The organism is Streptomyces ipomoeae 91-03, from assembly GCF_000317595.1.
GTDB classification, from domain to species: domain Bacteria; phylum Actinomycetota; class Actinomycetes; order Streptomycetales; family Streptomycetaceae; genus Streptomyces; species Streptomyces ipomoeae.
The window spans coordinates 1-26,912 of sequence record NZ_AEJC01000215.1; the positions used below are offsets into that span (position 1 = coordinate 1).

Annotated in this window: 21 protein-coding genes; 3 read left to right on the forward strand and 18 right to left on the reverse strand. The window is 69.3% G+C overall.

Annotated elements, in window-relative coordinates; translation table 11 throughout:
* Window positions 1-255: 255 nt before the first annotated feature.
* The 15 genes from recQ to STRIP9103_RS14315 form a co-directional block, all read right to left on the reverse strand.
* On the reverse strand, window positions 256-2,310 hold the full coding sequence (gene recQ / locus STRIP9103_RS14245) for a DNA helicase RecQ (RefSeq protein WP_086019264.1): 2,055 nt from the start codon (window positions 2,308-2,310) through the stop codon (window positions 256-258).
* A 380-nt stretch (window positions 2,311-2,690) separates the two neighbouring features.
* Window positions 2,691-4,340, reverse strand: coding sequence for an NADH-quinone oxidoreductase subunit NuoN (nuoN, locus tag STRIP9103_RS14250; RefSeq protein ID WP_009310328.1), 1,650 nt, complete (start codon window positions 4,338-4,340; stop codon window positions 2,691-2,693).
* On the reverse strand, window positions 4,337-5,908 hold the full coding sequence (locus tag STRIP9103_RS14255) for an NADH-quinone oxidoreductase subunit M (protein WP_009310338.1): 1,572 nt from the start codon (window positions 5,906-5,908) through the stop codon (window positions 4,337-4,339). Before STRIP9103_RS14255 ends, nuoN begins: the two co-directional genes overlap by 4 nt.
* Before the next feature lie 5 nt (window positions 5,909-5,913).
* Window positions 5,914-7,860, reverse strand: a complete 1,947-nt coding sequence (nuoL, locus tag STRIP9103_RS14260) for an NADH-quinone oxidoreductase subunit L (RefSeq protein ID WP_009310334.1) — start codon at window positions 7,858-7,860, stop codon at window positions 5,914-5,916.
* 15 nt (window positions 7,861-7,875) lie between these two features.
* On the reverse strand, window positions 7,876-8,175 hold the full coding sequence (gene nuoK, locus STRIP9103_RS14265) for an NADH-quinone oxidoreductase subunit NuoK (RefSeq protein WP_009310327.1): 300 nt from the start codon (window positions 8,173-8,175) through the stop codon (window positions 7,876-7,878).
* Window positions 8,172-8,999, reverse strand: coding sequence for an NADH-quinone oxidoreductase subunit J (locus STRIP9103_RS14270; protein WP_009310341.1), 828 nt, complete (start codon window positions 8,997-8,999; stop codon window positions 8,172-8,174). Before STRIP9103_RS14270 ends, nuoK begins: the two co-directional genes overlap by 4 nt.
* Complete coding sequence (gene nuoI, locus STRIP9103_RS14275; protein ID WP_009310322.1) at window positions 8,996-9,637, reverse strand: NADH-quinone oxidoreductase subunit NuoI; 642 nt, start codon at window positions 9,635-9,637, stop codon at window positions 8,996-8,998. The genes STRIP9103_RS14270 and nuoI overlap by 4 nt, the downstream gene beginning before the upstream one ends.
* Entirely contained in the window at window positions 9,630-10,991 is a 1,362-nt protein-coding gene (gene nuoH, locus STRIP9103_RS14280) for an NADH-quinone oxidoreductase subunit NuoH (RefSeq protein ID WP_009310342.1), read from the reverse strand. Before nuoH ends, nuoI begins: the two co-directional genes overlap by 8 nt.
* Window positions 10,988-13,492, reverse strand: a complete 2,505-nt coding sequence (locus STRIP9103_RS14285; RefSeq protein ID WP_009310325.1) for an NADH-quinone oxidoreductase subunit G — start codon at window positions 13,490-13,492, stop codon at window positions 10,988-10,990. Before STRIP9103_RS14285 ends, nuoH begins: the two co-directional genes overlap by 4 nt.
* A complete protein-coding gene (gene nuoF / locus STRIP9103_RS14290) occupies window positions 13,489-14,844 on the reverse strand; it encodes an NADH-quinone oxidoreductase subunit NuoF (protein WP_048820273.1) in 1,356 nt (451 codons plus the stop codon). Before nuoF ends, STRIP9103_RS14285 begins: the two co-directional genes overlap by 4 nt.
* Complete coding sequence (gene nuoE / locus STRIP9103_RS14295; RefSeq protein WP_048820275.1) at window positions 14,844-15,725, reverse strand: NADH-quinone oxidoreductase subunit NuoE; 882 nt, start codon at window positions 15,723-15,725, stop codon at window positions 14,844-14,846. The genes nuoF and nuoE overlap by 1 nt, the downstream gene beginning before the upstream one ends.
* 29 nt (window positions 15,726-15,754) lie before the next feature.
* Window positions 15,755-17,077 carry an NADH-quinone oxidoreductase subunit D gene (locus STRIP9103_RS14300; protein ID WP_009310320.1) on the reverse strand — a complete coding sequence of 441 codons (1,323 nt, stop codon included), beginning with the start codon at window positions 17,075-17,077 and terminating at the stop codon, window positions 15,755-15,757.
* Window positions 17,074-17,817, reverse strand: coding sequence for an NADH-quinone oxidoreductase subunit C (locus tag STRIP9103_RS14305; protein WP_009310318.1), 744 nt, complete (start codon window positions 17,815-17,817; stop codon window positions 17,074-17,076). The genes STRIP9103_RS14300 and STRIP9103_RS14305 overlap by 4 nt, the downstream gene beginning before the upstream one ends.
* A complete protein-coding gene (locus tag STRIP9103_RS14310; protein ID WP_009310345.1) occupies window positions 17,814-18,368 on the reverse strand; it encodes a NuoB/complex I 20 kDa subunit family protein in 555 nt (184 codons plus the stop codon). Before STRIP9103_RS14310 ends, STRIP9103_RS14305 begins: the two co-directional genes overlap by 4 nt.
* 14 nt (window positions 18,369-18,382) lie before the next feature.
* The gene (locus tag STRIP9103_RS14315) at window positions 18,383-18,742 is read right to left on the reverse strand and encodes an NADH-quinone oxidoreductase subunit A (protein WP_009310323.1); all 360 of its coding nucleotides are present in this window, start codon (window positions 18,740-18,742) and stop codon (window positions 18,383-18,385) included.
* Between the two features lie 715 nt (window positions 18,743-19,457).
* Here STRIP9103_RS14315 and STRIP9103_RS14320 point away from each other — a divergent pair.
* Window positions 19,458-20,285, forward strand: coding sequence for a C40 family peptidase (locus tag STRIP9103_RS14320; RefSeq protein WP_009310349.1), 828 nt, complete (start codon window positions 19,458-19,460; stop codon window positions 20,283-20,285).
* 135 nt (window positions 20,286-20,420) lie between these two features.
* Here the strand turns inward: STRIP9103_RS14320 and STRIP9103_RS14325 are convergent, their stop codons facing one another.
* Together STRIP9103_RS14325 and STRIP9103_RS14330 are read right to left on the reverse strand one after the other, a co-directional pair.
* Complete coding sequence (locus STRIP9103_RS14325) at window positions 20,421-22,481, reverse strand: hydroxysqualene dehydroxylase (RefSeq protein ID WP_234022206.1); 2,061 nt, start codon at window positions 22,479-22,481, stop codon at window positions 20,421-20,423.
* Window positions 22,482-22,591: 110 nt separating this feature from the next.
* Window positions 22,592-23,938 carry a geranylgeranyl reductase family protein gene (locus tag STRIP9103_RS14330; RefSeq protein WP_009310343.1) on the reverse strand — a complete coding sequence of 449 codons (1,347 nt, stop codon included), beginning with the start codon at window positions 23,936-23,938 and terminating at the stop codon, window positions 22,592-22,594.
* A gap of 152 nt (window positions 23,939-24,090) precedes the next feature.
* Here STRIP9103_RS14330 and STRIP9103_RS14335 point away from each other — a divergent pair, with 152 nt between their 5' ends.
* A complete protein-coding gene (locus STRIP9103_RS14335) occupies window positions 24,091-24,597 on the forward strand; it encodes a GNAT family N-acetyltransferase (RefSeq protein WP_009310319.1) in 507 nt (168 codons plus the stop codon).
* A gap of 169 nt (window positions 24,598-24,766) precedes the next feature.
* Complete coding sequence (locus STRIP9103_RS14340; protein ID WP_009310324.1) at window positions 24,767-25,090, forward strand: PASTA domain-containing protein; 324 nt, start codon at window positions 24,767-24,769, stop codon at window positions 25,088-25,090.
* Between the two features lie 122 nt (window positions 25,091-25,212).
* On the opposite strand, the gene STRIP9103_RS14345 is transcribed toward STRIP9103_RS14340, so the two are convergent.
* A partial coding sequence (locus STRIP9103_RS14345) for a hypothetical protein (RefSeq protein ID WP_009310339.1) occupies window positions 25,213-26,912 on the reverse strand: 1,700 nt, incomplete at its 5' end.

Below are 26,912 nucleotides of genomic sequence, written 5' to 3' on the forward strand. Positions count from 1 at the left end.
TACGCGACGGGCTTGACACACCGGCACGGCCCCTTCCGCCGTCACGCGACTGACCCGCCGTCCCCACTCAGCTGCGGGCAATCGTGCCGCTGGGGCGATGGGGGTACCTCCCGCTCGAGCGAAGCCGAGAGTGGGGGAGGGTGGGCGCGGCGGCACCTCGTGGCGCCGAGTTGCGCAGCCCACGGCTGGCCGGCACCTGTGCCGGGGGCCTTCCCGGTGCGGCCCGGCCCGTGGTGCTGGTGCATCGGGAGTCTCCTACGCCCAGTCGTCCGGCTCGGGTTCCGGCTCGTTGTCCGGCCAGTCGAAGGCGTCGTCCACGTTTATGGTGCCCGCCTCGCGTGCCGGGCCGGCCGCCCCCTCGGAAGCGGAGGGCAGGGTTCCGGCCGGAGCTCCGCCCAGTGAGGCGAGTACCTCCAGCACGCCCTCCCCGTACGTGGCCAGCTTCTTCTCGCCGATGCCGCTGATGCCGCCGAGTTCGGCGACCGTCGTGGGGCTGATGGTCGCGATCTCTCGGAGTGTGGCGTCGTGGAAGATGACGTAGGCCGGGACGCCCTGTTCGCGGGCCTGTTCGGCGCGCCAGGCGCGCAGGGCCTCGAAGACGGGGAGCAGCTCGGCGGGCAGTTCGGCCGCGGCGGCCTTGGTCTTGCGTTCGCCCCGGCCGGAGCCCGGCGAACCCGCGCCGGCCGGTACCGACCGCGAGGTCACCGGCTTCTTCGGCTCCTTGCGCAGCGGCACCTCCCGTTCCCGCCGCAGCACCGCCCCGCTCGCCTCGGTGAGCACCAGCGTGCCGTACTCGCCCTCGACCGCGAGAAGCCCCTGGGCGAGCAACTGCCGTACGACGCCCCGCCATTCGCCCTCGCTCAGCTCCTCTCCGATGCCGAAGACGGACAGCTGGTCGTGGTCGAACTGGATGACCTTGGCGGTGCGCCGCCCCAGCAGGATGTCGACGATCTGGACGGCCCCGAACTTCTGCCCCCGCTCCCGCTGCAGCCGCACCACCGTGGACAGCACCTTCTGTGCCGCGACCGTGCCGTCCCACGTCTCCGGCGGGGTGAGGCATGTGTCGCAGTTGCCACAGCCGCCGGGCTCGGGCTCCTGGCCGAAGTACCGGAGCAGCTGCCCCCGTCGACACTGGACCGTCTCACAGAGGGCCAGCATGGCGTCCAGGTGCGCGGCGGCCCGGCGGCGGAACGCCTCGTCGCCCTCTCCGCCCTGGATGAGCTTCCGCTGTTGTATGACGTCGTTCAGCCCGTACGCCATCCATGCCGTGGAGGGCAGCCCGTCGCGGCCGGCGCGGCCGGTCTCCTGGTAGTAGCCCTCCACCGACTTGGGCAGGTCGAGGTGGGCGACGAACCGTACATCGGGTTTGTCGATGCCCATCCCGAAGGCGATCGTGGCGACCACCACGAGCCCTTCCTCCCGCAGGAACCGCGCCTGGTGCGCCGCGCGGGTGCCCGCGTCGAGACCCGCGTGGTACGGCACCGCCTCGATGCCGTTGTTGCTCAGGAACTCCGCCGTCCGCTCGACGGAGTTGCGGGACAGGCAGTAGACGATGCCCGCGTCACCGGCGTGCTCCTGCCGCAGGAAGGACAGCAGCTGCTTCTTGGGGTCGGCCTTGGGCACGATCCGGTACTGGATGTTGGGCCGGTCGAAGCTGGCCTCGAAGTGCCGGGCCCGCGGCATGGCGAGCCGCTCGGTGATCTCCCGGTGCGTGGTACGCGTGGCGGTGGCCGTGAGTGCGATGCGCGGCACGTCCGGCCAGCGCTCACCCAGCAGCGACAGGGTCAGATAGTCGGGCCGGAAGTCATGGCCCCACTGGGACACACAGTGCGCCTCGTCGATCGCGAACACCGAGATCTTGCCGCGCGCCAGGAGATCCAGCGTGGCGTCGAGCCGCAGCCGCTCCGGCGCGAGGTAGAGAAGGTCCAGCTCGCCCGCGAGGAACTCCGCCTCGACCACACGCCGCTCGTCGAAGTCCTGCGTGGAGTTCATGAACCCGGCGCGCACGCCCAGCGCCCGCAGCGCGTCCACCTGGTCCTGCATCAGCGCGATCAGCGGGGAGACCACGATGCCCGTACCAGGTCTGACCAGGGCCGGAATCTGATAGCAGAGCGACTTGCCGCCGCCCGTCGGCATCAGCACGACGGCGTCACCGCCCGCGATCACATGCTCGACGATCACTTCCTGCTCGCCCCGGAAGGCGTCGTACCCGAAGACCCGGTGAAGCACGGCCAGAGCCTCGCTCTCCGCCGAGCGCCCCACCCCCACGGCTCCGCCGGTCCTCAGGTCCGTCCCGCTCTCGTCCGTCATCACACCCGTCCCGCCCGTCCCGATCATCGCCCGCCCCCGTGTCGTACGTCCTGCGCCGCCCGTGCTTCCTCCAGCCCTTGCCACGATAGGCGTCCGCACCGACAGCCTCAGAGTTATCCACAGGCTCCACCCATCAGGGGTCCGTCGGCCTTCACTCACACGAGTGGCCCGCGTCCACACACATGTGGCCCGGCCCCGTCCGCCGGGCACCCCCACCCAAGCCTCGGGCGCCCCGCACGCGGTGCCCCTTCCGCAAGGAGCCCCCGGCCACAACACCGGTACCGATACCGGCACACACGACGGGACCCGGCCCCTTCAAGAGGCCGGGTCCCGCCACATTCACACGCCCACACGGGGCGTCGCCGCGAGCGAGCGGAGCGTCAGCGAACGAACACCCCCGCCTGCCCCGCCAGATCCAGGAAGTACTGCGGCGCCACACCGAGCACCAGTGTGACCGCCACCCCGACCCCGATCGCGGTCATGGTCAGCGGTGACGGCACGGCGACGGTCGGCCCCTCGGGACGCGGCTCGCTGAAGAACATGAGCACGATGACGCGGATGTAGAAGAACGCGGCGATCGCCGACGAGATCACACCGACCACGACGATCGCACCCGCGCCACCCTCCGCCGCCGCCTTGAACACGGCGAACTTCCCGGCGAACCCGGAGGTGAGCGGAATGCCGGCGAAGGCCAGCAGGAACACCGCGAACACGGCCGCCACCAGAGGCGACCGACGTCCGAGCCCGGCCCACTTGGACAGATGGGTCGCCTCGCCGCCCGCGTCCCGCACCAGGGTCACCACCGCGAACGCGCCGATCGTCACGAACGAGTACGCGCCCAGGTAGAACAGCACGGACGAGACGCCGTCGGGCGAGGTCGCGATGACACCGGCGAGGATGAAGCCCGCGTGCGCGATCGACGAGTACGCCAGCAGTCGCTTGATGTCGGTCTGGGTGATGGCGACGATCGCGCCTCCCAGCATGGTGACGATGGCGACGGCCCACATGACCGGCCGCCAGTCCCAGCGCAGACCCGGCAGGACGACGTACAGGAGCCTGAGCAGCGCGCCGAACGCGGCCACCTTCGTCCCCGCCGCCATGAACCCGGTGACCGGCGTGGGCGCGCCCTGGTACACGTCCGGTGTCCACATGTGGAACGGCACCGCGCCCACCTTGAACAGCAGACCCATGACGACCATCGCGGCGCCGACGAGCAGCAGCGCGTCGTTGCCCATGGTGTCGGCGAGGGCGGGGTTGATCTCGCCGATGGTGCCGTCGACGACCTGCGCGATGGTGGCGTACTTCACCGAGCCCGCGTAGCCGTACAGCAGTGCGATGCCGAAGAGGGTGAAAGCGGAGGCGAAGGCGCCGAGGAGGAAGTACTTGACCGCGGCCTCCTGCGACATGAGCCGCTTGCGGCGGGCCACGGCGCACAGCAGGTACAGCGGGAGAGAGAGGACTTCCAGGGCGATGAACAGGGTCAGCAGGTCGTTGGCCGCCGGGAAGATCAGCATGCCGCCGATCGCGAAGAGCAGCAGCGGGAACACCTCGGTGGTGGCGAACCCGGCCTTGACCGCGGCCTTCTCGCTGTCGCTGCCGGGCACGGACGCTGCCTGCGCGGCGAAGGAGTCGACCCTGTTGCCGTGCGCGGCCGGGTCGAGGCGGCGCTCGGCGAAGGTGAAGACGCCGACGATGCCGGCCAGCAGGATCGTGCCCTGCAGGAACAGGGCGGGTCCATCGACGGCGATCGCGCCCATCGCCGCGATGCCGGCCTTCGTGGTGCCGTATCCACCCGCCGCGAGCGCGACGACCGCGGCGAAGGCGGCGGCGAGCGCGACGACGGAGACGAACACCTGGGCGTAGTAGCGGGTCTTGCGCGGCACGAAGGCCTCGATCAGGATCCCGATGATCGCCGCCCCGATGACGATCAAGGTGGGCGACAATTGCCCGTATTCGATGTCCGGCGCGCCGATCTTGTCGATCGGATCGGCCGCCGTTGTCCACAGGCTGTGGACGGCTGATGCGCTCACTTGGCCGCCTCCACCTCGGGCTGGGGGTCCTTCTTCTCTACGTCGGACAAGGTCTGCTTGACCGCCGGGTTGACGATGTCGGTGACCGGCTTCGGGTAGACGCCCAGGAAGATCAGCAGGACGACCAGCGGAGCGACCACCACGAGTTCCCGCACCCTCAGATCGGGCATGCCCTCGACCTCGGCCTTCACCGGGCCCGTCATCGTCCGCTGGTAGAGGACGAGGGTGTAGAGCGCGGCGAGGACGATGCCGACGGTGGCGATGATCCCGATCACCGGATAGCGCGCGAACGTGCCGACCAGGACCAGGAACTCACTGACGAACGGGGCCAGCCCGGGCAGCGACAGGGTCGCGAGGCCGCCGATCAGGAAGGTGCCGGCGAGCACCGGGGCGACCTTCTGCACCCCGCCGTAGTCGGCGATGAGCCGCGAGCCGCGCCGCGAGATCAGGAAGCCGGCGACCAGCATCAGCGCGGCCGTCGAGATGCCGTGGTTGACCATGTAGAGCGTGGCGCCCGACTGGCCCTGGCTGGTCATCGCGAAGATGCCCAGGATGATGAACCCGAAGTGCGAGATCGACGCGTACGCCACCAGCCGCTTGATGTCCCGCTGGCCGACCGCGAGCAGCGCCCCGTAGATGATGCTGATGAGGGCGAGGACGAGGATGGCGGGCGTCGCCCACTTGCTGGCCTCCGGGAACAGCTGGAGGCAGAAGCGGAGCATCGCGAAGGTGCCGACCTTGTCGACGACCGCCGTGATGAGGACGGCGACCGGGGCGGTGGACTCCTGCATGGCGTTGGGCAGCCAGGTGTGCAGCGGCCACAGGGGGGCCTTCACCGCGAAGGCGAAGAAGAAGCCGAGGAACAGCCAGCGTTCGGTGTTGGTGGCCATGTCCAGCGAGCCGTTGGCGCGGGCTTCAGCGATCTCCTGGAGGCTGAAGTTCCCGGCGACCACATAGAGGCCGATGACCGCGGCCAGCATGATCAGACCGCCGACCAGGTTGTAGAGGAGGAACTTCACGGCGGCGTACGACCGTTGGGTGGACGCCGTCTCCTCGCCGTGCTCGTGGGCACGGTCTCCGAAGCCGCCGATGAGGAAGTACATCGGGATGAGCATGGCTTCGAAGAAGATGTAGAAGAGGAAGACGTCGGTGGCCTCGAAGGAGATGATCACCATCGCTTCGACGGCCAGGATCAGGGCGAAGAAGCCCTGGGTGGGCCGCCACCGCTTGCTGCCGGTCTCCAGCGGGTCGGCGTCGTGCCAGCCCGCGAGGATGATGAACGGGATCAGCAGGGCGGTGAGCGCGATCAGCGCCACCGCGATGCCGTCCACGCCCAGCTCGTAGCGCACCCCGAAGTCCTTGATCCAGGCGTGCGATTCGGTGAGCTGGTAGCGGTCGCCGTCCGGGTCGAAGCGGACCAGGACGGTTCCGGCGAGCACGAGGGTGCCCAGCGAGACGATCAGTGCCAGCCATTTGGCGGCGGTGCGCTGGGCGGCCGGTACGGCGGCCGTGGCGATCGCCCCGAGGGCCGGTAGCGCCGCCGTCGCTGTCAGCAGAGGAAAGGACATCGGTATCAGACCGCCCTCATCAGCAGGGTCGCGGCGATGAGGATCGCAGCGCCGCCGAACATCGAGACCGCGTACGAGCGGGCATAGCCGTTCTGGATGCGGCGCAGCCGCCCGGAGAGGCCGCCCATGGTGGCCGCCGTGCCGTTGACGACGCCGTCGACCAGGGTGTGGTCGACGTACACCAGGGAGCGTGTGAGGTGCTCTCCGCCGCGTACGAGGACGACGTGGTTGAAGTCGTCCTGGAGGAGGTCGCGGCGGGCGGCCCGGGTGAGCAGCGACCCGCGCGGGGCGACGACAGGGACGGGACGGCGCCCGTATTGGAGCCAGGCGAGGCCGACGCCGATGACCATCACGGCGACCGTGGAGATGGTGACCGTCAGCGCGCTGATCGGCGGGTGTCCGTGCGCGTGCTCGGTGACGGGCTCCAGCCAGTGGATGAACCGGTCGCCGATGCTGAAGTACGCGCCGCCGAAGACCGATCCGACGGCCAGCACGATCATGGGGATCGTCATGACCTTGGGCGACTCGTGCGGGTGCGGCTCCGCGTGCTCGCCGCGGTGCTCGGCGGCGGGCTCCACGCCGGGCTCGTCCGGAGACGGGGTCGGGGCATGGCGCCAGCGTTCTTCTCCGAAGAACGTCATCAGCATCACGCGCGTCATGTAGTACGCGGTGATGGCCGCGCCCAGGAGGGCGACGCCGCCGAGGATCCAGCCCTCGGTGCCGCCCTTGGCGAAGGCCGCCTCGATGATCTTGTCCTTGGAGAAGAAGCCGGACAGACCGGGGAAGCCGATGATGGCGAGGTAGCCGAGGCCGAATGTGACGAAGGTGACCGGCATGTACTTGCGCAGGCCGCCGTACTTGCGCATGTCGACCTCGTCGTTCATGCCGTGCATGACCGAGCCGGCGCCGAGGAACAGCCCGGCCTTGAAGAAGCCGTGCGTCACCAGGTGCATGATCGCGAAGACGTAGCCGATGGGGCCGAGGCCCGCGGCGAGCACCATGTAGCCGATCTGCGACATGGTCGATCCGGCGAGGGCCTTCTTGATGTCGTCCTTCGCGCAACCGACGATCGCACCGAAGAGGAGCGTGACCGCGCCGACCACGGTGGTGACGAGCTGCGCGTCGGGCGCCGCGTTGAAGATCTCCCCGGAGCGGACGATCAGGTAGACGCCGGCGGTCACCATGGTCGCGGCGTGGATGAGGGCCGAGACCGGGGTCGGGCCCTCCATCGCGTCCCCGAGCCAGGACTGCAGCGGCACCTGGGCGGACTTGCCGCAGGCGGCCAGCAGCAGCATCAGCGCGATGGCGGTGAGCTTGCCCTCGCCCGTCTCACCGGTGGACTCCAGGACCGGCCCGAAGGCGAAGGTCCCGAAGGTGGTGAACATCAGCATGATGGCGATGGACAGCCCCATGTCGCCGACGCGGTTGACCAGGAAGGCCTTCTTCGCGGCGGTGGCGGCGCTGGGCTTGTGCTGCCAGAAGCCGATCAGCAGGTACGAGGCGAGGCCGACGCCCTCCCAGCCGACGTACAGCAGCAGGTAGTTGTCGGCGAGGACGAGCAGCAGCATCGCCGCGAGGAACAGGTTGAGATAGCCGAAGAAGCGGCGTCGGCGCTCGTCGTGCTCCATGTACCCGATCGAGTACACGTGGATGAGCGAGCCGACTCCGGTGATCAGCAGGACGAACGTCATCGACAGCTGGTCGAGCTGGAAGGCGACGTCCGCCTGGAAGCCCTCGACGGGGATCCAGCTGAACAGGTGCTGGCCGATCTCGCGGTGTTCGGCGTCCTTGCCGAGCATGTCGGCGAAGAGGACGACGCCGATGACGAACGAGGCGGCGGCGAGGACCGTGCCGATCAGATGGCCGACGGCGTCCAGGCGCCGGCCGCCGCACAGCAGGACGGCCGCTCCGAGCAGGGGCGCCGCGACCAGCAGCGCAATCAGGTTCTCCACGATTTTTCCGACCCCTTACAGCTTCATCAGGCTGGCGTCGTCGACCGAGGCCGAGTGGCGGGAACGGAACAGCGACACGATGATCGCGAGTCCGACCACGACCTCCGCGGCGGCGACGACCATCGTGAAGAAGGCGATGATCTGGCCGTCGAGATTGCCGTGCATCCGGGAGAAGGCGACGAGGGCGAGGTTGCAGGCGTTGAGCATCAGCTCGACGCACATGAACACCACGATCGCGTTCCGCCGGATCAGTACACCGGTGGCGCCGATCGTGAACAGCAGGGCGGCGAGGTACAGGTAGTTGACGGGATTCACTTCGATGCCTCCCCGCTCTTTCCGCTGTTCGTGCGCTCCAGGCGGTCCTCGGCGCGCTGCTCCAGGGCCTTGAGGTCGTTCAGCGCCTGGGCCGACACATCGCGGATCTGGCCGCGTTCCCGCAGCGTCTTGTTGACGGTCAGCTCGGACGGGGTGCCGTCGGGCAGCAGGCCCGCGATGTCCACCGCGTTGTGCCGGGCGTAGACGCCGGGGGCGGGCAGCGGCGGGAGGTGCTTGCCCTCGCGTACGCGCTGCTCGGCCAGCTCGCGCTGGGTCTTGGCGCGCTCGGTGCGCTCGCGGTGGGTGAGGACCATGGCGCCGACGGCGGCCGTGATCAGCAGGGCGCCGGTGAGCTCGAAGGCGAACACGTAGTCGGTGAAGATCAGGGCCGCGAGGCCCTCCACGTTGCCGCCGGAGTTGGCCTGGCCGAGGCCGTTGAACTCCGTGAGCACGGCGTTGCCGATGCCCGCGATCAGCAGGATGCCGAAGCCGAGGCCACAGAGCAGGGCCAGCCAGCGCTGGCCCTTGATGGTCTCCTTCAGGGAGTCCGCCGCGGTGACGCCGACGAGCATCACCACGAACAGGAACAGCATCATGATCGCGCCGGTGTAGACGACGATCTGCACGATGCCCAGGAAGTAGGCGCCGTTGGCGAGGTAGAACACCGCCAGGACGATCATGGTGCCGGCGAGGCAGAGTGCGCTGTGCACGGCCTTCTTCATGAAGACGGTGCACAGGGCGCCGATCACGGCGATGGTGCCGAGCACCCAGAACTGGAAGGCCTCACCGGTGGAGGTCGTGTAGGCGGCGAGTTGCTGCGTCATCGTCGGATCACCTTCTCCGACGCCGGCTCGTCCTCACCGAAGGTGGAGGCGGCCTCCTGGGGCACCTCACCCTTGGAGAAGGCGACTTGGCGCTCAGTACCGGGCGCGGCCTCCGTGACCAGCCCCCGGTAGTAGTCCTGCTCGTCCGTGCCGGGGTAGATGGCGTGGGGCGTGTCGACCATGCCCTCTTCCAGCCCGGCGAGCAGCTGTTCCTTGGTGTAGATGAGGTTGGCGCGGCTGGAGTCGGCCAGCTCGAACTCGTTGGTCATCGTCAACGCGCGCGTGGGGCACGCCTCGATGCACAGGCCGCACAGGATGCAGCGGGCGTAGTTGATCTGGTAGACGCGGCCGTACCGCTCGCCCGGCGAGTAGCGCTCCTCGTCCGTGTTGTCCGCGCCTTCCACATAGATGGCGTCGGCGGGGCAGGCCCAGGCGCACAGCTCGCAGCCGACGCACTTCTCCAGGCCGTCCGGATGGCGGTTGAGCTGGTGCCGGCCGTGGAACCGCGGGGCGGTGGTCTTCTGCTGCTCCGGATACTGCTCGGTCAGCCGCTTCTTGAACATGGCCTTGAAGGTCACGCCGAAGCCGGCGACGGGGTTCTGGAAACCCGGCTTGGTCTCCTTCGGCTCATCAGCCATCGGACGCCTCCCTCCCATTCGAAGATCCGTCACTGTCAGTATCGGACCCACCACTGACAATCAGCTCCCGCTCGCGGCGCGGACGCCTGCGCGGCACCGGTGGGAGGCTCTGTCCGGGCAGGGGCGGTACGGGGAATCCGCCGGCCATCGGGTCGAAGGCGGCCGGTTCGGCGGGCTTCTCCTGGGCCTCACGCCGGTCGCGCATCATGTCCGCGACGACCGAGAGCAGGAACAGCACGAGGACGGCACCGGCGACGTACAGCGCGATCTCGGCGAAGTCGTAGTTCTCGTTCCTGAGGGTCCGCACGGTCGCGACGAGCATCAGCCAGACCACGGAGACCGGGATGAGGACCTTCCAGCCGAGCTTCATCAGCTGGTCGTAGCGGACACGCGGGAGTGTGCCGCGCAGCCAGATGAAGAAGAACAGCAGCAGCTGCACCTTCACCACGAACCAGAGCATCGGCCACCAGCCGTGGTTGGCGCCCTCCCAGAAGGTGCTGATCGGCCAGGGGGCCCGCCAGCCGCCGAGGAACAGGGTCACCGACACGGCCGAGACCGTCACCATGTTCACGTACTCGGCGAGCATGAACATCGCGAACTTGATGGACGAGTACTCGGTGTTGAAGCCGCCGACCAGGTCGCCCTCGGACTCCGGCATGTCGAACGGGGCGCGGTTGGTCTCACCGACCATGGTCACGATGTAGATCACGAACGACACCGGCAGCAGCACGATGTACCAGCGGTCCTGCTGGGCCTCGACGATCGCCGAGGTCGACATCGACCCGGAGTAGAGGAAGACCGAGGCGAAGGCGGCGCCCATGGCGATCTCGTAGGAGATCATCTGCGCGCAGGAACGGAGACCGCCCAGCAGCGGGTAGGTGGATCCGGAACTCCACCCCGCGAGGACGATCCCGTAGATGCCCACCGAGGCGACCGCCAGGATGTAGAGCATCGCGATCGGCAGGTCGGTGAGCTGCATCGTGGTGCGCTGACCGAAGATCGAGATCTCGTTGCCGGCCGGGCCGAAGGGGATCACCGCGATCGCCATGAAGGCCGGGATGGCCGCGACGATCGGCGCGAGGACGTAGACCACCTTGTCCGCGCGTTTGACGATGACGTCTTCCTTGAGCATCAGTTTGATGCCGTCGGCGAGCGACTGGAGCATGCCCCAGGGGCCGTGCCGGTTGGGGCCGATGCGCAGCTGCATCCAGGCGACGACCTTGCGCTCCCAGACGATGGAGAACAGCACGGTCAACATCAGGAAGGCGAAGCAGAACACCGCCTTGATGACGACCAGCCACCAGGGGTCGCGGCCGAACATCGAGAGGTCTTCAGCGGCGAGGTACGGGCTCATGCCTCCACCTCCTTCGGGGCCTCGGCGGCGAGCGTCGCGGGGCCGATGCGGACGAGTGCGCCGGGCAGCGCCCCGATGTCGGAGGTGACGCCCGAACCCGTGGAGTTCATCGGGAGCCAGACCACGCGGTCGGGCATCTCGGTGATCTGCAGCGGGAGTTCGACGACCCCCGAGGGGCCGCTGACGGCCAGGGCGTCACCGTTCTTGACGCCCGCCTCGGCGGCCGTGGCGGCGGACACACGCGCGCGTGCGGCATGCCGTGTGCCCGCGAGCGCCTCGTCGCCGTCCTGGAGCCGCCCCTGGTCGAGCAGCAGCCGATGCCCGGCCAGTACGGCCTCTCCGGCGGCGGGTCGCGGCAGGTTGGCCGCGATCTCCACGGGATCGGAGGCCCGCGACCCGTCCCACGCGCCGAGCCGGTCCAGCTCCGCGCGCGTCGTGCGCAGATCGGGCAGCCCGAGGTGGACGTCCATGGCGTCGGCCAGCATCTGCAGGACACGCCCGTCGGTGGGTGCCAGGCGGCGGGTCATCTGGTCGGGCTTCAGCGCGGCCTCGAACAGCCGTACCCGGCCTTCCCAGTTCACGAAGGTGCCCGCCTTCTCGGCGACGGCCGCGACCGGGAGGACGACGTCGGCGTGCTCCGTGACCTCGCTGGGCCGCAGCTCCAGCGACACCAGGAAGCCCACCGCGGACAGCGCCTCACGCGCGCGTGCCGGATCGGGCAGGTCGGCGACCTCCACACCGGCCACCACCAGGGCCCCGAGCTCTCCGGTGGCGGCGGCCTCGACGATCTGTCCGGTGTCCCGGCCGTACCGCGTCGGGAGTTCGGCGACGCCCCAGGCGGCGGCGACCTCCTCACGCGCGCGTGGATCGGTGGCGGGACGCCCGCCGGGCAGCACCGACGGCAGCGCGCCGGCCTCGATGGCGCCGCGCTCCCCGGCCCGGCGCGGGATCCACACCAGTCCGGCACCGGTGACGGCGGCGGCCCGTGCGGCTGCGGTGAACCCGCCCGCCACGGCCGCGAACCGCTCCCCGACGACGATCACCGCGCCTTCGGTGCGCAGCGCCTCGGCGGCCCTGGTGCCGTCCTCCTCCAGGCCGAAGCCGCTCGCCAGGGCGTCCAGCCACTCGGTCTCGGTGCCCGGCGCGGCGGGCAGCAGCGTGCCGCCGGCCTTCTCCAGGCCCCGGGTGGCATGGGTGGCCAGCGAGAACACCTGCTGCTTGTGCTTGCGCCAGGCCTTGCGCAGCCGGAGGAAGACGCCGGGCGCCTCCTCCTCGGCCTCGAACCCGACCAGCAGCACCGCGGGCGCCTTCTCCAGGGAGGCATAGGTGACGCCCGTACCGTCGAGGTCGTGTCCGCGCCCGGCGACCCGGGCGGCCAGGAAGTTGGCTTCCTCACCGCTGTGCACGCGCGCGCGGAAGTCGATGTCGTTCGTGTCGAGCGCCACGCGCGCGAACTTGCTGTACGCGTAGGCGTCCTCGACGGTGAGCCGGCCACCGGTCAGGACACCGGCCCGGCCACGCGCGGCCGACAGCCCCTTCGCGGCGGCCTCCAGGGCCTCCGGCCAGGAAGTGGGCTCCAGGACGCCCTCGTCGTTGCGCACGAGCGGGGTGGTCAGCCGGTCGGGCCGCTGCGCGTACCGGAACGCGAACCGCCCCTTGTCGCAGATCCATTCCTCGTTGACCTGGGGGTCATTGGCCGCGAGCCGCCGCATGACCTTGCCGCGCCGGTGATCGGTGCGCGTCGCGCAGCCGCCGGCGCAGTGCTCGCACACGGACGGCGACGAGATGAGGTCGAAGGGGCGGGAGCGGAATCGGTACGCCGCCGAAGTGAGCGCTCCTACGGGGCAGATCTGGATCGTGTTCCCGGAGAAGTACGACTCGAAGGGGTCGCCCTCGCCGGTGCCGACCTGCTGGAGCGCGCCCCGCTCGACCAGTTCGATCATGGGGTCGCCCGCGACCTGGTTGGAGAACCGGGTGCAGCGGGCGCACAGCACGCACCGCTCGCGGTCGAGCAGCACCTGCGTGGAGATCGGGACCGGCTTCTCGTAGGTGCGCTTCTTGCCCTCGAAGCGGGACTCGGCGTTGCCGTGCGACATGGCCTGGTTCTGCAGCGGGCACTCGCCGCCCTTGTCGCAGACGGGGCAGTCCAGCGGGTGGTTGATGAGCAGAAGCTCCATCACACCCTTCTGGGCCTTCTCCGCGACCGGGGAGGTGAGGTGAGTCTTGACGACCATCCCGTCCGTGCAGGTGATCGTGCAGGACGCCATGGGCTTGCGCTGGCCCTCGACCTCGACGATGCACTGGCGGCAGGCGCCGGCCGGGTCGAGCAGGGGGTGGTCGCAGAAGCGGGGGATCTCGATGCCGAGCTGTTCGGCGGCCCGGATCACGAGGGTGCCCTTGGGCACGCTGATCTCGGCGCCGTCGATCGTCAGCGAGACGAGATCCTCCGGCGGGACCGCCGCCTCTCCCCCGCCGGAGGGAGCGCTTGTGGTCACCGTCATGCGTTCACCTCCGCGTGCTTGTCCTTGTCGGCCCAGGCCGTCGACTTGGCGGGGTCGAAGGGGCAGCCCCGGCCCGTGATGTGGTCCTCGTACTCCTCGCGGAAGTACTTGAGGGAGGAGAAGATCGGCGAGGCGGCGCCGTCGCCGAGGGCGCAGAAGGACTTGCCGTTGATGTTGTCGGCGATGTCGTTCAGCTTGTCGAGGTCGCTCATGACGCCCTTGCCGGCCTCGATGTCGCGCAGCAACTGCACCAGCCAGTACGTCCCTTCACGGCAGGGTGTGCACTTGCCGCAGGACTCGTGGGCGTAGAACTCGGTCCAGCGGGTGACGGCGCGGACCACGCAGGTCGTCTCGTCGAAGCACTGGAGTGCTTTCGTGCCGAGCATGGAACCCGCGGCGCCCACTCCTTCGTAGTCGAGAGGGACGTCGAGATGCTCGTCGGTGAACATCGGGGTCGAGGAGCCGCCCGGCGTCCAGAACTTGAGGCGATGCCCGGGGCGCATCCCGCCGCTCATCTCCAGCAGCTGGCGGAGCGTGATGCCGAGCGGCGCCTCGTACTGGCCGGGGCTGGCGACATGGCCGCTGAGCGAGTAGAGCGTGAAGCCGGGAGACTTCTCGCTGCCCATCGACCTGAACCATTCCTTGCCGTTTTTCAGAATCGCGGGAACCGACGCGATCGACTCGACGTTATTCACCACAGTCGGACAGGCGTAGAGGCCTTCCACGGCAGGGAAGGGGGGACGGAGCCGCGGTTGACCACGGCGGCCTTCGAGCGAGTCGAGCAGTGCGGTCTCCTCACCGCAGATGTACGCGCCCGCGCCGGCGTGCACGGTGAGTTCGAGGTCGAGTCCGCTGCCCTGGATGTTCTTGCCGAGGTAGCCCGCCTCGTAGGCCTCACGTACGGCCTCGTGCAACCGCCGCAATACGGGGACGACTTCACCACGCAGATAGATGAAGGCATGCGAAGACCTGATGGCGTAACACGCGATGACAATGCCCTCGATGAGGCTATGCGGGTTCGCGAAGAGGAGCGGGATGTCCTTGCAGGTTCCGGGCTCCGATTCGTCGGCGTTGACAACTAGATAGTGCGGTTTTCCATCACCCTGGGGAATGAACTGCCATTTCATTCCGGTGGGGAAGCCTGCGCCACCACGGCCGCGCAACCCGGAGTCCTTGACGTACGCGATGAGGTCGTCCGGCGTCATGGCGAGCGCCTTGCGAAGTCCCTCGTATCCCTCGTGCCTTCGGTAGACGTCCAGCGTCCACGACCTGTCCTCGTCCCAGAAGGCCGACAGCACGGGTGCGAGCAGCTTCTCGGGGCTGGTGCCCTTGATCTCGGGTGCCAACGTCATCACTCCCCCTCCTCGGCGGTAGGCCCTGCCGCATCCAGGCCGCGGGGCGAAGCCCCTCCATCACGTGTGGTGGTGGGCGACGGGTGGGCTGGGTCCGAGGCCGACGTGTCCTGAGGCGCGTCGTGCGAACTCAAGTGCTCGGCGGGCGACGGCTCGTGCACCTTGTCCCGCAGCTCGTCGTGCGGGCCGCCGTCCCGTGGATGGACCACGCGCGCGGATGCGGTCTCTCCCCTTGCCAGGCGGAGGCCGACCAGTGACGCGGGTCCCGCACCGCCGCTTGCCTCGACGGCCCCTGGCCGCTCGTCGGGGAAGCCGGCGAGAATCCGCGCGGTCTCCTTGAAGGTGCACAGCGGCGCCCCGCGCGTGGGCTCGGCCTGCACGCCCGCGCGCAGGTCGTCGACGAGCTGCTTGGCGCTCTCCACGGTCTGGTTGTCGAAGAACTCCCAGTTGACCATCACGACCGGGGCGAAGTCGCAGGCCGCGTTGCACTCGATGTGCTCCAGGGTGACCTTGCCGTCGTCGGTGGTCTCGCCGTTGCCGACGCCCAGGTGGTCCTGCAGCGCCTCGAAGATCGCGTCGCCGCCCATCACCGCGCACAGGGTGTTGGTGCAGACGCCCACCTGGTAGTCACCGGAGGGCTTGCGCCGGTACATGGTGTAGAAGGTGGCCACCGCGGTGACCTCGGCCGTGGTCAGGCCCAGCACATCGGCGCAGAACTGCATGCCGGTGCGGGTGACATGGCCCTCCTCCGACTGCACCAGATGCAGCAACGGCAGGAGGGCGGACCGGGAGTCCGGGTAGCGGGCGATGACGTCGGCCGCGTCCCGTTCCAGCCGGGCTCGAACGTCGTCCGGGTAGGCGGGCGCGGGCAGCTGGGGCATGCCCAGGCTGACGCCCTCGGGGGTGGTGGTCACCGGTCGACGCCTCCCATCACGGGGTCGATGGACGCGACGGCGACGATGACGTCGGCGACCTGGCCGCCCTCGCACATCGCCGCCATGGTCTGCAGATTGGTGAAGGACGGGTCGCGGAAGTGGACCCGGAAGGGGCGGGTGCCTCCGTCGGACACGACGTGCACCCCGAGTTCGCCCTTGGGTGACTCGACCGCCGCGTACGCCTGTCCCGGCGGGACGCGGAAGCCCTCGGTCACCAGCTTGAAGTGGTGGATCAGGGCCTCCATGGAGGTACCCATGATCTTCTTGATGTGGTCCAGGGAGTTACCGAGGCCGTCCGGTCCCAGGGCGAGCTGGGCGGGCCAGGCGATCTTCTTGTCGGCGACCATGACCGGGCCGGGCTGCAGCCGGTCCAGACACTGCTCGACGATCCTGAGGGACTGGCGCATCTCTTCGAGGCGGATCAGGAAGCGGCCGTAGGAGTCGCAGGTGTCGGCGGTCGGGATGTCGAAGTCGTATGTCTCGTAGCCGCAGTACGGCTGTGCCTTGCGCAGGTCGTGCGGCAGGCCGGCGGAGCGGAGGATCGGGCCGGTGGCGCCGAGGGCCATGCAGCCGGACAGGTCGAGATAGCCGACGTCCTGCATACGGGCCTTGAAGATGGGGTTCCCGGTGGCGAGCTTGTCGTACTCGGGAAGGTTCTTCTTCATCTTCTTCACGAACTCGCGGATCTGGTCCACCGCGCCGGGCGGCAGGTCCTGGGCGAGTCCGCCGGGCCTGATGTACGCGTGGTTCATGCGCAGGCCGGTGATCAGCTCGTAGATGTCGAGAATGAGTTCACGATCACGGAAGCCGTAGATCATGATCGTGGTGGCGCCGAGCTCCATGCCGCCGGTGGCGATGCACACCAGGTGGGAGGAGAGCCGGTTCAGCTCCATCAGGAGCACGCGGATGATCGAGGCGCGGTCGGGGATCTGGTCCTCGATGCCGAGGAGCTTCTCCACGGCGAGGCAGTACGCCGTCTCGTTGAAGAACGGCGTGAGGTAGTCCATGCGCGTCACGAATGTGGTGCCCTGGGTCCACGTGCGGAATTCGAGGTTCTTCTCGATGCCGGTGTGGAGGTAGCCGATGCCGCAGCGGGCCTCGGTGACGGTCTCGCCCTCGATCTCCAGGATGAGCCGGAGCACGCCGTGGGTGGACGGGTGCTGGGGGCCCATGTTGACGATCAGGCGCTCGTCGTCGGCCTTGGCGGCGGACTCGACGACCTCGTCCCAGTCGCCGCCGGTGACCGTGTAGACGGTGCCCTCGGTGGTCTCGCGCGGAGTTGCGTGCTGCGTGCTCATGAGTACGACCTCCGCTGGTCCGGAGCCGGGATCTGGGCGCCCTTGTACTCGACGGGGATGCCGCCGAGGGGGTAGTCCTTGCGCTGCGGGAAGCCCTGCCAGTCGTCCGGCATCATGATCCGTGTCAGCGCGGGGTGGCCGTCGAAGACGATGCCGAAGAAGTCGTACGTCTCGCGCTCGTGCCAGTCGTTGGTCGGGTAGACGGAGACGAGCGACGGGATGTGCGGGTCGGCGTCGGGGGCGGAGACCTCCAGGCGGATCAGCCGGTTGTGGGTGATCGAGCGCAGGTGGTAGACGGCGTGCAGCTCACGGCCCTTGTCACCGGGGTAGTGGACGCCGGAGACGCCGGTGCACAGTTCGAAACGGAGGGCCGGGTCGTCGCGGAGGGTCTGGGCGACGGGCAGCAGGTACTCGCGCTCGATGTGGAAGGTGAGCTCGCCGCGGTCGACGACCGTCCTGTCGATGACGTTCCCGGGGACGAGTCCCTGTTCCTCCAGGGCGCCCTCCAGTTCGTCGGCGACCTCGTCGAACCAGCCGCCGTAGGGGCGGGTGGCGGGGCCGGGGAGCCGGACGGAGCGGACCAGGCCGCCGTAGCCGGAGGTGTCGCCGCCGTTGTTGGCGCCGAACATGCCGCGCTGGACGCGGATCTCCTCGCCGCCCTGGCCGCGCTGACCGGGGAGGTTGGAGGCGGAGAGATCCTTCTCGGGGTTGGGTCCGTTGGTGCCGTTCGCGTCGCTCATCGCAGCAGCCCCTTCATCTCGATGGTGGGGAGTGCCTTGAGCGCGGCTTCCTCGGCCTCGCGGGCCGCTTCCTCGGCGTTCACGCCGAGCTTGGAGTTCTGGATCTTCTGGTGGAGCTTGAGGATCGCGTCCATCAGCATCTCGGGCCGTGGCGGGCAGCCGGGGAGATAGATGTCGACGGGGACGATGTGGTCGACGCCCTGGACGATCGCGTAGTTGTTGAACATGCCGCCGGACGACGCGCAGACCCCCATGGAGATCACCCACTTGGGGTTCGGCATCTGGTCGTAGACCTGCCGCAGCACCGGCGCCATCTTCTGGCTGACGCGGCCGGCCACGATCATCAGGTCCGCCTGGCGCGGCGAGCCGCGGAACACCTCCATGCCGAAGCGCGCCAGGTCGTAGCGGCCCGCGCCGGTGGTCATCATCTCGATGGCGCAGCAGGCGAGGCCGAAGGTGGCGGGGAAGACGGACGCCTTGCGTACCCAGCCCGCGGCCTGCTCGACGGTGGTCAGCAGGAAACCGCTCGGCAGTTTTTCTTCGAGTCCCATGCTCTTAAGGCCCCTCAGTCCCATTCCAGGCCGCCGCGCCGCCACACGTACGCGTAGGCGACGAAGACGGTGAGCACGAAGAGCAGCATCTCCACGAGCCCGAAAACACCCAGGGCGTCGAAGGTGACGGCCCAGGGGTAGAGGAAGACGATCTCGATGTCGAAGACGATGAAGAGCATCGCCGTCAGGTAGTACTTGATGGGGAAACGCCCGCCGCCGGCCGGCGTGGGGGTGGGCTCGATTCCGCACTCGTAGGCCTCTAGCTTGGCCCGGTTGTAGCGCTTCGGGCCGATCAGCGTGGCCATGATCACGGAGAAGATCGCAAAGCCTGCCCCGAGGGCTCCCAGTACGAGGATGGGCGCATACGCGTTCACCGCTCCTCGCTCCTCTCAGTCGGCACTGACTGCTGGCGGATTGCGTGGACCGGCTCTCCCGCCCCACCTGTCCCACGAGCCCCGCTCGTCCCCGGCGAAGATCGCGAACATGTGAAGCAGGTCACAAGCCCAACTGCCGTGCATCTTATGCCTGAGGGTCTGTGATCTGCGACACGGGGTACGGCACCGAGTTTGTGATCTCTACCACCTGACGAAGGATCATGAAGTCGGATGAGCGACGATCTTCGTACACGAAGCGCCAGAGTGATCACCAGAAGTGACATTTTCGCTCGTCGCCGCTGGTCACGAAGGGCGTCTCCATATCAAGAGAGTTCCCCTGCATGCAAATTGGTGCTGGACCAGACCTCTTGATAGAGGACGGCATTCACACATCAGAGGGAGATGTGGCGCCGATGTGGACGCGTGCACGCGTTCACGAGCTCCGGCGCGACGCGATCAGACGCGAGACACCGCCAGGTCGGTGATCAACCCGTGACCTACGCCACATCGGAGCGAGATCAAATCAACCGGGCTTGGCCACGCGTTGCAATCAGTGGTAAGCGCAGGGCAATTCGGACGTAATCACGAAAGTGCATGATCACGGGCCTGATCGGTCGTGTCCGCTATGCCCGTTACGGCGTCAATAAAGAATGACGCGGAACGAATTTGAGGCGTCCGTTGAACAATTGTGGCGCAGCACACGTTTCTTGAAGGTATGGAGGAGCCCCTGGTACCGCTTGTACCCATGTCCCACACCGCTCACATACGCAGCCACCGGAAGCCGCGCCGCAACGGGTCGTCGATCGCGATGCGTGCCGGTGTCGCCGGTGGCGTTCTCAGCACCGTGGCAGTGGCCGGTGCCTCCACGTCGGCCTTCGCCGCGGAGCCCGCGACCCAGACGCTCGAACTGCCCACCCTCACGGCCGACCTGGCCACGCAGGCGGCGCAGTCCGCGGACGCAACGCAGCAGATGGCGGCCGACTACCAGCTGCAGGCCGAGCGTGAAACGGCCGCCGAGGAGGCGGCGAAGCAGGCCGAGAAGGACCTCGCCAAGGCCAAGAAGGAAGAGGCCCGGAAGAAGGCCGCCGAGGAGGCCGAGCGCAAGGCCGAGGCCGAGCGCGCCTCCCGGACCAGTGAGCGGTCCACCCTCAGCACGAACTCCACCTCGACGACGACCCCGCCCGCGAGCGGCAGCGTCGGGACGGTCATCGCCTTCCTCAAGGCTCAGCTCGGCGACGCGTACGTCCTGGGCGCCACCGGCCCCAACGCCTGGGACTGCTCCTCGCTGGTCCAGGCCGCGTTCAAGCAGGTCGGCGTGGACCTCCCCCGGGTCTCGCAGGACCAGTCGATGCAGGGCACCGACATCCCGCTGTCCCAGATCCAGCCCGGCGACATCCTGTACTGGGGCGGGAAGGGCTCCGCCTACCACGTGGGTGTCTACCTCGGCGGCGGCCAGTACCTCGACGCGGCCAACCCCTCCAAGGGCGTCGTCATCCAGGACCTCTCCGGCTACCCGGCGTCGGGCGCGGTGCGCGTGCTCTGATCCACGCGGTCGCCGTGCAGGCGTTTCGTGGAGGGTTGCTGTCCCGATGGGGCGGCGGCCCTCCGGCCTGCCCTCGTGTGGGGACCGCCGCGCGGAGGCCGCCGTACGGGGCCTCAGGGGCCGCAGGAGGGCCGTTCAGCCCAAGTCGAAGGTGTTCGGCAGGCCGAGTCGGTAGCGGGTCTCGTCGACGCGCTTCAGGGGCTCCAGCTCCGGGGGCCGGTAGAGCTCCTTGATCTCACAGCGCTCGGCGTCCGAATTGTCCGCGTCGAGCAGGGCGTTGACGGCGAGGCGCGCGGATACGTTGGCGCCCTCCATCGTGGCGAGGTCGACGTCGGTGCGGACGTAGTCGCCGGCGAGGAAGAAGTTCGGGACGGCGGTGCGGGCCGTGGGGCGGTTGTAGAGCGTGCCCGTGGGGTGGATGAGGAGCTGTTCGCGGTTCTGCGGGTCGGGGCCGCCGAGGCCGGTCACCGCCGGGTCCATGAACCAGCCGAGGCGGTCGCCGTCGGTCAGGGTGGTCTTGCCGGAGTCGTTGAGCGCGTCCTTGAGCTGGGCCCAGCACTCGGCGACGACCTCCTCGCGCGTGCACTGCCGGGCCGTCTTGCCGTAGAGGATCCCCGGTCTGTCCCACTCCGAGATGATCGCCGAGAGGCAGTCGCGGGCGCGGCCGTCGCCGTAGTCGGCCGGAAAGTCCCGTACGTCCCAGAACTGGGCCTGGCCTATGGCGGTCACCGACCAGGGCGAGTCGAGGCAGTTGATGTGGCCGTGCACCACGGGGGTCGGGGTGCGCAGGTAGAACATGACGCCGACCATCCAGTCCGTCTCCAGCGCGTCGCAGCGGGCGAGCTGCGGATCGGCTGCGCGCAGGGCGGAGACGTAGTGGTCGGCGGTGACGGTGCGCACGGCTCCGCCGTCCCGGTCGCAGACGCGTACGCCGGTGACGCGGCCGGAGTCGTACACGACCTCGCGCACCTGGGTGCCGGTCACGAACTCGACGCCCAGGGAGCGGAGATGGGTGACCCAGGGGTCGATCCAGGCCTCGCTGGTGGGGGCGTTGAGGACGCGGTCGATGTCGGCGTCGGGGCCGTCCATGCCACGGCCGAGCAGTCCCCACAGGAGGAGGGCCTCGATGATGACGCGCCCGACTGTGCGGGTGGAGGCGACTTCCGCGCGGGTGGCGACGAGGTTGCGGGTCTGGCCGATGCCGAGGACGGTGCGGTACTCCTGGCTCATCTGGCCGGCGCGGATGAACTCCCACCAGCTGGTCTTCTCCCACTGGTCCTCGCGGCGGGCGTCGCAGCTGGTGAGGTGGACGAGGAGGCGGCCCGCGAAGTAGGCGGCCTCGTGGGCGGGGAGGCGGGTACCGAGGTCCAGGGCCGAGAGGATCTGGTCGCGGATCCAGGAGGGCGTGATGTCGCCGGGGGCGGGTGGGGTGGTGGCCCGACGGAGCGGGAAATGCAGGTCGGGGCGGCCAGCGGCGCGGGCGAAGAGGGCCTCGGTGCCGCTGCGGAGGTTGCCGTGGACGCCGTCGGCGTTCCCGGGGAACGGGATGCGGCGCATCGTGTCCGGCAGGTTCCGGTAGAAGCCGGGGAAGAATCGGAAGCCGTGTTCACCGGGGAGGGGCTTGCGGCCACCCTGCCCTGTGCCGGGGACATCCATCGAGCGGGCCTTGCCGCCGAGGACGTCGTAGTACTCGTACACGGTCACGGCATAGCCGCGCTCGGCGAGTTCATGGGCGGCGCTGAGCCCGGAGACGCCACCACCGAGGACGGCGACGCGTTTGCCTCCGGCGGGGACCGCGGCGGCGGAGGTGGAGGCGCCCAAGGCGAGGGCACCGGCGGTGGAGGCGGCCGTGGCGGCGACGGCGGCTGTCGCCCCGGCGTTCGCGAGGAAGCGGCGGCGGGTGGGGGCGGAGTGGTTGGCGGGCGCGGCGTGGCTGGCGGGCGCGGCGTGGCTGGCGGGCGCGGCGTGGCTGGTGGGGTCGGTGTGAGAGGCGGCGAATTCGGGCCGGCCGCCTCCACCTGATCCGCCCGTGCCGCCGATGCCGCGCATGCCGCCGGTGCCGCCGGTGTCGCCCGTGCCGCCGATGTCGTCGGCACCGTGCGCCGCCTCACCCCGCTGGGCGGAGGCCGAGCTCTGGTCCGCGTCGCCGTTGGGCTCCGCGGGCCGTTCGAGGACCGGTACGTGGTCTGTTGTCATGGGCACGGGAGGGTAAGGAGGTGCGTGGCGGGACGGTAGGTCACGACCCGCTCACGCACAGCATCCTCACAACGCCCGTACGGGAAGGCACACCGGCGTTCCCCGGAGGGTCACGCCTTCGGGGCGACCTTGGAGAGGCCGTTGATGATGCGGTCCATGGCGTCGCCGCCGGTGGGGTCGGTGAGGTTGGCCAGGAGTTTCAGGGTGAACTTCATCAGCAGGGGGTGGGTGAGGCCGCGCTGGGTGGCGAGTTTCATGACCTTGGGGTTGCCGATGAGCTTCACGAAGGCGCGGCCCAGCGTGTAGTAGCCGCCGTAGGTGTCCTTGAGGATCTGCGGGTAGCGCTGGAGGGCGAGTTCGCGCTGGCCGGGCGTGGCGCGGGCGTGGGCCTGGACGATGACGTCGGCGGCGATCTGACCGGACTCCATGGCGTAGGCGATGCCCTCGCCGTTGAACGGGTTGACCAGGCCGCCGGCGTCGCCGACGAGGAGGAGGCCCTTGGTGTAGTGGGGCTGGCGGTTGAAGGCCATGGGGAGGGCGGCTCCCCGGATGGGGCCGGTCATGTTCTCCGGGGTGTAGCCCCACTCCTCCGGCATGGAGGCGCACCAGGCCTTCAGGACCTCGCGCCAGTCCAGTTCCTTGAAGGAGTCGGAGGTGTTGAGGACACCGAGGCCGACGTTGGAGGTGCCGTCACCCATGCCGAAGATCCAGCCGTAGCCGGGGAGGAGGCGGTCCTCGCCCGGACCCCGCTTGTCCCAGAGCTCCAGCCAGGACTCCAGGTAGTCGTCGCCGTGGCGAGGGGAGGTGAAGTACGTACGGACGGCGACGCCCATCGGGCGGTCCTCGCGGCGGTGCAGACCCATCGCGAGGGAGAGGCGGGTGGAGTTGCCGTCGGCGGCGACCACGAGCGGAGCGTGGAAGGCGACTTCGCGCTTCTCCCCCGAACCCGAACCCGAACCCGAGCCGGATCCCGACCCCGAGCCCGAGTCGGCGTCCGTCAGCTTGGCCTTGACGCCGATGATGCGGCCGGTGCGGTCGTCGATGATGGGCCCGCTGACGTTGCAGTTCTCGTGGAGGCGGGCGCCCGCCTTCTGGGCCTGGCGGGCGAGTTGCTCGTCGAAGTCGTCGCGCTTGCGGACGAGTCCGTAGTCGGGGTACGAGGCGAGATCCGGCCAGTCGAGCTGGAGTCGGACGCCGCCGCCGATGATCCGCAGCCCCTTGTTGCGGAGCCAGCCGGCCTCCTCGGAGATGTCGATACCCATCGACACGAGCTGCTTGGTGGCGCGGGGCGTGAGGCCGTCGCCGCACACCTTCTCCCTCGGGAAGCCGGTCTTCTCCAGGAGCAGTACATCGAGACCGGCCTTGGCCAGGTAGTACGCGGTGGTGGAACCGGCTGGCCCGGCCCCGACGACGATCACATCGGCGGTGTGTTCGGTAAGGGGCTGGGGCTCGGTCACGACGGGTTCTCCCCAAGTAGTAGAAGGATCGCTGAGCAGTAGGAGGATCGCTGGAAGACCAGTTGCTGGAAGACCAGAAAACATGTGCCGACAGGCGTCGGACATGGGCAGTCTATTCAGCGATACCGATCACCGGCTGAAGGGCTGCCCCTGTGAACCGAGCTCTGCCCGACGTACGGCTGCGCGTCCCCACCGACGAGGACGCCTTCGCGTGGCACCGGATCTTCGACGATCCCGACGTCATGGAGTTCCACGGCGGCCGGTCCGCCGAGCTGTCCGTCTACGAGGAGCTCACCGCGCGCCAGCGCCGTCACGACGCCGAGTACGGGTTCTGTCTGTGGACCATGCTCGACGAGGAGGGCCGGGCCATCGGCTTCACCGGCGCCCAGCCGTGGCCACGGGAGTGGGGCCCGACCGGCGAGATCGAGATCGGCTGGCGGCTCGCCCGCGAGCACTGGGGCAAGGGGTATGTGACCGCCGCCGCGCTGATGACCCTGGAGCGGGTGCGGGCGGCCGGCATCGGCAACGTCGTCGCCATGGTCGACGCCCGCAACGAGCGGTCCATCGCCGTGACACGGCGGCTGGGGATGGAGCTGGCGGAGACGTACACGACGCCCCTCTCGCAGCGGCTGGGTCACTGCTATCGGCTGAAGCTCTAGCCCCGGCACGGCTGAACCACCGGCCCAGCACCGGCTGAACCACCGGCGCCGACCACCCACACTCCCAATTCGTAACGCTGAGTAGCGATTTGCCGCGGATCGCCACTCAGCGCTTCCGAATCGGTGCGATGGGTGGTTACTCTGCCGGTACCGCTGGGGGTGAACGTCTGTGCGCTTGACACCCAAGTCATTCGAAGTGCGTGTGCCGCGGTTCGTCGGTCTGATGGCCGTGGACGCGCGTGAGACGGCCGAGGCCAGTGGGGTGCGGCTCGCCTCCGGCGATCGGGCCGACTTCGAGCTCGCCGTTGTGGACTACGTCGTACGGCAGTATCCGCCGCCGGGCGTTGAGGTGCCTCGGGGTGCTGTGGTGACCGTGTGGTTCGAGATGGGTGACGACGGTGGGGGTGTGAGGGAGCCCCGCCGAGGTGGGCCTCCGCCGGGGATGCGCAGGGAGTTGATGGAGCCGGACGATCCGTTCGCGGCTCCTCGATAGGGATTTCGCGGCTCCTCGATAGGGATACAGCCCCGACAGGGAAGCAGCCCCCATAGGGATATGCAGCCCCGCGCCCCTTTCGGGGCGCGGGTGGCCTCGTACAGCTGTCAGGTGCCCTCTGCCTACTTCTGCAGGAGCAGTAGCGCCGCCGCTCCCCCGCCTCCGATGACGAAAGCCGCTGCGATCGTGATGATCCATACGAGCGTTCGACTGCGGGGCTTCGGGGTCTCGGCGGGCGGTAGCTGGTGGCCGAGTTCGACGAGTGGTGATTCGTACGGCGTCGGAGTGGGCGCCGGGGTCGAGGGCTGGGCCGCCGGGGTCTGGGTCGCCGGGGTCGACGGAGACTGTGGCGGTACGGCGTAGCCCGCCGGGGTGCTCGGCATCGCGGGGATCGGGGGTGCGATCACACCTGTTCGGGCGCCGACCATCTGGACCAGGTACGGGGACACGAAAGTTGCCGCGAAGATCCAGATGAGGCCGAAGAGCAGGGCCTCGGCGAGGTTGAGCCCCACGTCCACCTGGCCGGCGGCGGAGAGTTCGCTGCCGAAGCCGGTCGTGCCGGAGCCGGTGATCTCCATGCGGAAGCCGCTGATGGCGGCGAGGAGAAGGAAGAGGCCGAAGAAGACGCCCGCGGCGAGGAGTTGCTCGCCCCGGCCCCTGGAGCGGCGGGCCGCCAGGACGCCCAGGATCAGGGCGCAGACCAGACCGAGTGCCAGCGCGCCCACGACCGCCCAGGAGTTGACGGCGTCGCCCAGGTCGGAGAGGCCGAACGCCTCGCGCTCGTAGCCGCCGCCGTACGGGGAGGACTCGACGAGGCCGTAGTCGCCGTAGGAGTCGGTTCCGTACGACGTGTCGTCGCCGTAGCGGGAGCGGCCCGCCTCGCCCTCGAAGGACGCGCCCCAGGAGAAGCCGAGGAAGTTGACGGCGATGTTCGGCAGGAGCAGCAGGGCGACCACGAACGGGTTGAGGTCCTCCTCCCAGTCCTCCCGCCACGCGTCGTTCGCCGCCAGGACGACGAGGGCGACGAACGAGCAGAGGGCGAGGACGATCGCCATGGCGCGTACGGCCGTGCCGGTCGCCCGGAGCAGGGCCTGCGGGCCGGGGCGCACGGCCAACCAGGCGGCCAGGTCGTCGCGTTGCAGCACGCCGCCCGAGACGGCGGCCGTGAGTACCAGCGCGCCCAGCGCCGAGAGCCAGGGGGAGGTCGAGACCTCGGCCAGCGCGACCGTGGGCTGCGCGAACAGCCCGAGCAGCAGTACGGAGAGGGTCACGAGAAGGGTGACTCGTACGGCCGCTTCGAGGCCGGCGGTACGGCTGCCGCCTCCGCTGCCGATGGGCGTTCCGCCGGGACCGACGTCGTGTGCCCCGACTCCCGACCCGGTTCCGGGGGCCCCGACGCCGGGGCCCGCGTACGCGGCCCGGATCGCCAGGCGCGTCCGCAGTTGTCGTACGCCGAGGAAGAGCGCCGCGACGAAGAGGACGGTCACCGTGAGGGGGACCAGGGAGAGCGTGAAGGCGCCCTCGGCCCTTCCGTAGTCGTCGGAGAAGCCGCGGCTGATCTCCGAGACCTCGAAACCGCCGCCGAGGCCCTGGAGGAGGGCGGCGAGTGCGATGCCCATGCGGTCGCCGAAACCGACGAGATCCTCGTCGTCCTGGCCGTAGGACGGGATGGCCAGGGCGATGGCGGAGGCGAGGAGCAGCCCGACCGGCCAGAGCGCGGCCAGCGCGGACCCGGCCCAGTCACCGCGGAAGGCCCGGCCGAGGAAGGCACCCAGGGCTGAGGGGCGCGCGGGGACGGGCGCGTACCCGGGAGGGGGCGGCG